Source organism: Pseudomonas luteola NBRC 103146, from assembly GCF_002091675.1.
Classification (GTDB): Bacteria; Pseudomonadota; Gammaproteobacteria; order Pseudomonadales; family Pseudomonadaceae; genus Chryseomonas; species Chryseomonas luteola.
This window is the reverse complement of sequence record NZ_BDAE01000057.1, coordinates 1-5500: the sequence shown is the minus strand read 5'-3', so window position 1 is coordinate 5500 and position 5500 is coordinate 1. Positions and strand designations below refer to the sequence as shown.

At 55.0% G+C, this 5500-nt stretch carries 10 protein-coding genes and 1 pseudogene; 10 read left to right on the top strand and 1 reads right to left on the bottom strand.

Annotated elements, in window-relative coordinates; translation table 11 throughout:
• The 5 genes and pseudogenes from PLU01S_RS24795 to PLU01S_RS24775 form a co-directional block, all read left to right on the top strand.
• Positions 1 to 281, top strand: a pseudogene (locus PLU01S_RS24795) (hypothetical protein); the annotation flags it as partial.
• Between the two features lie 81 nt (positions 282 to 362).
• Positions 363 to 674, top strand: coding sequence for a hypothetical protein (locus tag PLU01S_RS24790; protein ID WP_074830689.1), 312 nt, complete (start codon positions 363 to 365; stop codon positions 672 to 674).
• 3 nt (positions 675 to 677) lie between these two features.
• Entirely contained in the window at positions 678 to 1181 is a 504-nt protein-coding gene (locus tag PLU01S_RS24785; protein ID WP_084339952.1) for a DnaT-like ssDNA-binding protein, read from the top strand.
• A 1-nt stretch (position 1182) separates the two neighbouring features.
• On the top strand, positions 1183 to 1548 hold the full coding sequence (locus tag PLU01S_RS24780) for a hypothetical protein (RefSeq protein WP_074830679.1): 366 nt from the start codon (positions 1183 to 1185) through the stop codon (positions 1546 to 1548).
• Positions 1545 to 1952: a hypothetical protein gene (locus PLU01S_RS24775; RefSeq protein ID WP_074830674.1), complete on the top strand. Its 408-nt coding sequence runs from the start codon at positions 1545 to 1547 to the stop codon at positions 1950 to 1952. Before PLU01S_RS24780 ends, PLU01S_RS24775 begins: the two co-directional genes overlap by 4 nt.
• Here the strand turns inward: PLU01S_RS24775 and PLU01S_RS24770 are convergent.
• Positions 1921 to 2754, bottom strand: a complete 834-nt coding sequence (locus PLU01S_RS24770) for an NUMOD4 domain-containing protein (protein ID WP_074830670.1) — start codon at positions 2752 to 2754, stop codon at positions 1921 to 1923. The two genes, PLU01S_RS24775 and PLU01S_RS24770, sit on opposite strands and share 32 nt — an antisense overlap.
• Positions 2755 to 2865: 111 nt before the next feature.
• On the opposite strand from PLU01S_RS24770, the gene PLU01S_RS24765 reads away from it, so the two are divergent.
• From PLU01S_RS24765 to PLU01S_RS24745, 5 genes are all read left to right on the top strand, one after another.
• The gene (locus tag PLU01S_RS24765; RefSeq protein WP_074830667.1) at positions 2866 to 3276 is read left to right on the top strand and encodes a phage tail terminator-like protein; all 411 of its coding nucleotides are present in this window, start codon (positions 2866 to 2868) and stop codon (positions 3274 to 3276) included.
• Between the two features lie 83 nt (positions 3277 to 3359).
• Positions 3360 to 4004 (top strand): phage tail protein, encoded by a 645-nt coding sequence (locus PLU01S_RS24760; RefSeq protein ID WP_074830663.1) that lies wholly within the window; start codon positions 3360 to 3362, stop codon positions 4002 to 4004.
• Between the two features lie 8 nt (positions 4005 to 4012).
• Positions 4013 to 4330 (top strand): phage tail assembly chaperone, encoded by a 318-nt coding sequence (locus PLU01S_RS24755; protein WP_074830660.1) that lies wholly within the window; start codon positions 4013 to 4015, stop codon positions 4328 to 4330.
• A 53-nt stretch (positions 4331 to 4383) separates the two neighbouring features.
• Positions 4384 to 4641, top strand: coding sequence for a DUF1799 domain-containing protein (locus PLU01S_RS24750; RefSeq protein ID WP_267888715.1), 258 nt, complete (start codon positions 4384 to 4386; stop codon positions 4639 to 4641).
• 2 nt (positions 4642 to 4643) lie between these two features.
• Positions 4644 to 5500: phage tail length tape measure family protein (locus tag PLU01S_RS24745; RefSeq protein ID WP_174588328.1), on the top strand; the 857-nt coding region annotated here is incomplete at its 3' end.

Sequence of the window (5500 nt, the reverse complement as noted above, 5' to 3'; positions counted from 1 at the left end):
TCGGTTATGCCGAAGAGCAGCCTGCTGGCCGTGCCGGTCTGAACGTGAGCTGGGTTGACGAGCGTGGTAACGGTGGCGGCGTTGAGACGCTGTGGACTCGCCGCGACATGCTGATTCACCCGTTCGGCTACAAGTTCTTGTCTACCACCATCACCGGCAACAAGACCGAGACACGTCCGCAGTCTGCAAGCTGGGCTGACTTGGCACTGGCTACCAACTGGGAGCGCGTGCTTGATCGCAAGCTGGTCCCCATGGCCTTCATCCGCTCGACTGCCGCTTAAGTAAGGCCTTGGGCTCTTCGGAGCCCTTGGCATGTACAAACGATTAAAATCTTCGTAATTGGCACCTAGAAGGAGGCCGATATGGCTATTCAAAAGACAGACAACGTAATCGATCCAAACGAAAAAGCTCGCTGGGGTTTCTCCGCAGGTGCAGACGGTCAGATCCAGGTAGGCCCTGAGACGGTAGGCGAAACTGGTGGTGTGGAAACTATTCGCTCCGACGTGGATGATGCCGAGGCCCGTAACAATGGCGGCGGCGCTGATGAGCAGTCGGGTGCTGATGAAAGCCTGACTAAGGATCAGATCAAGGAGCAGCTAGACGCTAAAGGCGTTCAGTACAGCTCCACGGCCACCAAGGCTGAGCTTCTCGAGCAACTGCGTAACGCGGAGTAAGACATGGCACTCATCATTGAGGACGGTAGCGGGATTGCTGATGCCGAATCCTATGCAACAACTGAACAGCTTGCGGATTACGCTGCCAAGTTTGGCGTGACAATCCCTGAAGACATGCTGGCTCAGGAGGCTCTGCTTCGCCGCTCCGCCTTGGTGATGAATGGCATGAAGTGGAAAGGACGGCGCGCTCACGAGGAACAGGCTTTGGCTTGGCCTCGTGAGGGTGTTCAGGTTGACGGTGCATACAAGCGCTCAAACTACATCCCCCGCGAGATCTTCTACGGACAGCTAGCCTTGGCTGCTGAGATCCACAAGGATGACCTGACGCCGCCTGAAACACGGCAGGGTGCGGTTATCCGTAAGCGTGTAGAGGGTGCGGTAGAGGTCGAGTACGCCCAGATCAACAACACGTCAGGCAGGCTGCTGCCAGCGGCTCCTAACCGGCCAAGCCAAACACAGTTTGCCGACTACCTGGACCGACGCGGGCTTTTCGCAGTGAGGGCATAGCATGGCTTTCTACGATGAGATGGCCGACGTTGCCCTGGAGCTGATTACAGAATTCGGCCAGACCGTCACCCTTCAGCGCACCGAGGCGGGCGAATACGACCCTGAGACCGGAACGACGGGTGACGGAGTGGCAGAAGAACAGACAGCCCAAGGCATCCTGCTTGATTATCAAGGCATTGAGTTCCAGAACAACACCCAGATCCAGCAGGGTGATAAGAAGCTCAAGATAGCTGCCAAGGACCTCCAGTGGCCTCCCGAGCTAGCCAACAAAGCGGTCATTCAGGGCATGGCCTACAGCGTTATTAACGTCAACGAGACCAACCCAGCTGGCACGCCTCTCGTCTACACACTGCAGGTGAGATCATGAGGCAGAGCAGCTTTGCCCTGAACATACGCGAGTGGTGTGACAAGGCTGAGGGCGCGATTGATCAGACGATTCGAGCGATAGTGATTGAGCTTGGCTCAGCAATCATTAGAGCAACCCCGGTTGATACGGGGCGCGCGCGTGGCTCGTGGCAATTCAGTTTGGACACGCCTAGCGTTGGTCAAGTTGATAACCCTGATCAAACAGGTGCCGAGACCATTGCGAAATTGGCTGCTGAAGCTAACAGGCTAACGGCAGGGCAAACAGCTTATATCGTATCAACGCTTATTTATATGATCGAACTTGAATACGGCCACTCCACACAAGCTCCCGAAGGAATGGTGAGAATGGCCGTAGCAAGGTTTCAACAAATTGTTAGAGAGGCAGCGCTGCAGAATCAGGTTTAGCCTGCTTTCTACGGCTTCGCAGCAAGAAATATGGTGGCTCTCCGCAGCCGTCAACACGGACATGGCTCCATGCTATGCCCATGTTGATATTGGAGATAGCTACAGGGTTTACTGAGTAAAGCTTTGCTATCTCTTTCTGTGACTGCTTACTTATTAAACGCTGGATAATGTCTCTAACATCGGCTTCGGAGATCTTGGCAGCTGGGTGCCTTTCACCTTTTGCTGTGTAAACGGCGGAGCTCCGGCATTGTTCTATCAGGTCGGAGTCTTCAGGGGTATTCCATCTGACTCCACGTCTTATGTCAGACACAGTCATGACAGCAATGCCGAACTCTTTGGCTAGTGAGCCGCAAGATTCGCCGTTAATTAGGCGAAGTCTAATAGATCGAACCTGATCTGCTCTTAGCTTTGAAGCAGCTATTTCTTCGCCTTTTCGGGCGATTGCTAAGCCGGTGCGGTATGCGTGAGTTATGTTGCCTTGATTGGTTGTCCATTCGAGATTTGAAGCAAGGTTGTTTTGACGATCACCATCTAAATGATTAACAACATTGCAGCCTTCCGGCTTAACACAGAAAGCTTGAGCGACTAGTCGGTGAACATGCTCCTGCTTCTTGGTTTCATTATCGCAAAGCTGTACGAACGGATATCCAGCCCTAAGTCCAGGCTTTAGGACACGACCGGCGCGCCGCGTGGTTTGCCCGTCTTTATGCTGGCAGATCCTATCTAATGAGCGTACTCGGCCTAGATTTGAAACTTCATAGAAAAGCTCAAAGCCGGATATCGGCTTCCAGACTTCTTGCATGATTACTCTCCATCACAGAGTAGACACCCCGATGTGATGCAGCAGGCCGGGGATGAAGCGGCTTTTCGGGAGCTACCCTAGCTGCACATTACTATTTTACAGGAATAGCGCATGTCGCATCGCATTATCCGGTCGCTAATGGAAACCCGGCTTGCTGCCTGGGCTAAGACCAAGAATCTTAAAGTTGCCTATCAGAACCAGAATTTCACACCGGCCACAGGCGAGACCTACTTAACGACTGCCACGCTTCCCGCATTGACCGACAGCCTGACGCTTGCCGGGGATCATCGGGAATACACCGGCATCTTCCAGGTCAGCGTTGTGACGCCGGCAGGGAAGGGAGCCGGGGCAGGGGAAGCCTTGGCGGATGAGCTAGCTGCTCTGTATCCGCTCAACGACCGCCTAAGCAAAGGGGCCTTTATCGTCCAGATCATCACTCCTATGGCCGTAGCCCGGGAGATCCAAGGCGATACCGACTTCACCATTCCGGTCAGCCTGACCTACCGCGCCGACACCATCTGAATTCGCCCGTTGGGCAAGCCAAGACCCGCCAAGTGCGGGTTTTTTATTGACTGAAAACTGCCAACGGCAGAGAGGACTATTACATGAGCGTTACACTGATCAATGGCCTGACAGTGGATTTCTCGGCAGCCTTTGCCGATGAAGCGACTATCACAGCCCTGACCAACGCAAACCCGGCTGTTGCGACAGCTGCCAATGACTTCGCTGACGGTGACGTTGTTCTGCTCGGCACTGGCTGGGAATACGCCAACGACCGCGCCTTCCGTGTAGACGATGCGAGCGCGACCGGCTTTACCCTTCCAGGCTTGAACACCGTAGACACCATGCGCTATCCAGCCGGTGCTGGTGTTGGTACTGCCCGTCAGGTCTCTGAGTGGGTGCGTATCAGCCAGATCACAGCCCTAGCCTTTACTGGTGGTGATCAGAACTACTACCAGTACCAGTTCCTTGAATCCAAGGTTCAGAAGCAGATCCCAACATTCAAGTCGGCGATGAGCTTCACGCTGACCATTCTGGATGACCCGACCCTGCCTTTCTACCAGTACCTCGAACAGGCCGATCAGGACGGTTTGATTCGTGTGGTTCGCTTCAACAACAGCGACGGCTCCACCAACATCTATCCGGTTTACGTCGGCTTCAACAACAACCCTGTCGGTGATATCAACACTGGCCGCACTGTAACTGCATCCTTTGCCCTGGCCGGTGAAGTTGTCCGGTACGCTCGCTGAGGTGATGAATGAGTAAGGTACTTTTCAAGCTTGATCCCAACCCGACCTTCGATGCGCTGGTTGCTATCCCTGTCCCGGGCGGCTCTAAGGCAGACGTTAAGTTCACGTTCAAGCATCGCTCAAAGACGGAACTGGAAGACTTCCTTAGCACCAACAAGGATATGGACGACACCACGCTGGTGAAATCCATCGCGGATGGCTGGGAACTGGACGATGAGTTCAACGACGAGAACATCGGGCGTCTGCTGAACAACTACATCGGGGCGGGCTCGGCAATCTACGTCAAGTACCTTGAAGAGCTGTACCAGGCCAAGCGTTTAAACTGATCGGCGCTGCCCGGGCGCTGTATCGGAAGCAGCCAAAGGCTTCTGATCTAGCGGTGTTCGGGCTTACCCCTGACCTCCTGGGCAGCATCGATTACCCGTTATGGCCTGAGAACATGCAGGCCTTCCAAGTCTTCGAGGCCATGATGACGCAATGGCGTTGTGGCCCCGGAGGACCTACCGGACTTGTGTACAGCGAGATCCCGGTTGTCATGCGGTATCTATCCATTCCTGAAGCAGACCATGGCGAAGTCTTCGACGCAGTACGCGTGATGGAGAGCGCCGCGCTTGAAGCCATTCACCAAGAGAAATAGCCATGGCAAATGATATTGCTTCCCTTGGCCTAAGGGTTGACTCAAGCGAAGTAGATAAGGGCACGGAAAGCCTAAAGCGGCTGGCAAGTGCAGGCGAAAAGGCGGAAGCCTCGGCCAAAAAGGTAGAGGAATCTGCCGGTCAGGCGACCAAAGCCATCAAGGAGCAGAAGGATGAGGTCGGCAGGCTTCTCGGCTCCATCGATCCTGCTACCAGGGCGTTGGACAAGCTGGACCAGCAGGAGCGCAAGCTTGCTCAGTTCCGGTCGTCTAACAAGATCGACATTGACACCTATCGGCAATACAAGTCGGTGCTGGATCAAAGCCGCGAGGCAATATCCCGGCAAGCTGATGCACTGAACCGAACTGGAATCACTGCCAAGCAGACCGCTGCCGCATTGCGTGGGGTTCCTGCTCAGTTTACGGACATCGTTGTATCGTTACAGGGTGGACAGGCACCGTTAACCGTACTGCTCCAGCAGGGCGGACAGCTGAAGGACATGTTCGGCGGTATTGGTCCTGCTGCGCGTGCTTTGGGTGGATACGTCGCCGGACTGGTCAACCCGTTTACGGTAGCCGCGGCAGCTGCAGCAGCACTTGCCTTTGCCTATAAGCAGGGCAGTGATGAAGGATCAGCTTTCCAGCGTGCCCTGATTGTTACCGGCAACCAGTCGGGCCAGACCGCCGACAGCATGGCGAACCTTGCCAGACAGGTCAGCTCGGTAACCGGAACCACCGGGGCCGCCGCAAGCGCCCTGACGCAGATCGTTGCGACCGGCAAGATTGCCAGCGACCAGTTCAAGAACATCGCTGTTGCTGCGGTGGCGTTTGAGAGCGCTACCGGGCAGGCTGTAGAGGATAC

What these genes read in the sequence shown, in the direction of transcription:
- PLU01S_RS24790 (WP_074830689.1), top strand. Translation starts at nt 363, where the DNA reads ATGGCTATTCAAAAGACAGACAACGTAATCGATCCAAACGAAAAAGCT.
- PLU01S_RS24785 (WP_084339952.1), top strand. Translation starts at nt 678, where the DNA reads ATGGCACTCATCATTGAGGACGGTAGCGGGATTGCTGATGCCGAATCC.
- PLU01S_RS24780 (WP_074830679.1), top strand. Translation starts at nt 1,183, where the DNA reads ATGGCTTTCTACGATGAGATGGCCGACGTTGCCCTGGAGCTGATTACA.
- PLU01S_RS24775 (WP_074830674.1), top strand. Translation starts at nt 1,545, where the DNA reads ATGAGGCAGAGCAGCTTTGCCCTGAACATACGCGAGTGGTGTGACAAG.
- PLU01S_RS24770 (WP_074830670.1), bottom strand. Translation starts at nt 2,754, where the DNA reads ATGCAAGAAGTCTGGAAGCCGATATCCGGCTTTGAGCTTTTCTATGAA.
- PLU01S_RS24765 (WP_074830667.1), top strand. Translation starts at nt 2,866, where the DNA reads ATGTCGCATCGCATTATCCGGTCGCTAATGGAAACCCGGCTTGCTGCC.
- PLU01S_RS24760 (WP_074830663.1), top strand. Translation starts at nt 3,360, where the DNA reads ATGAGCGTTACACTGATCAATGGCCTGACAGTGGATTTCTCGGCAGCC.
- PLU01S_RS24755 (WP_074830660.1), top strand. Translation starts at nt 4,013, where the DNA reads ATGAGTAAGGTACTTTTCAAGCTTGATCCCAACCCGACCTTCGATGCG.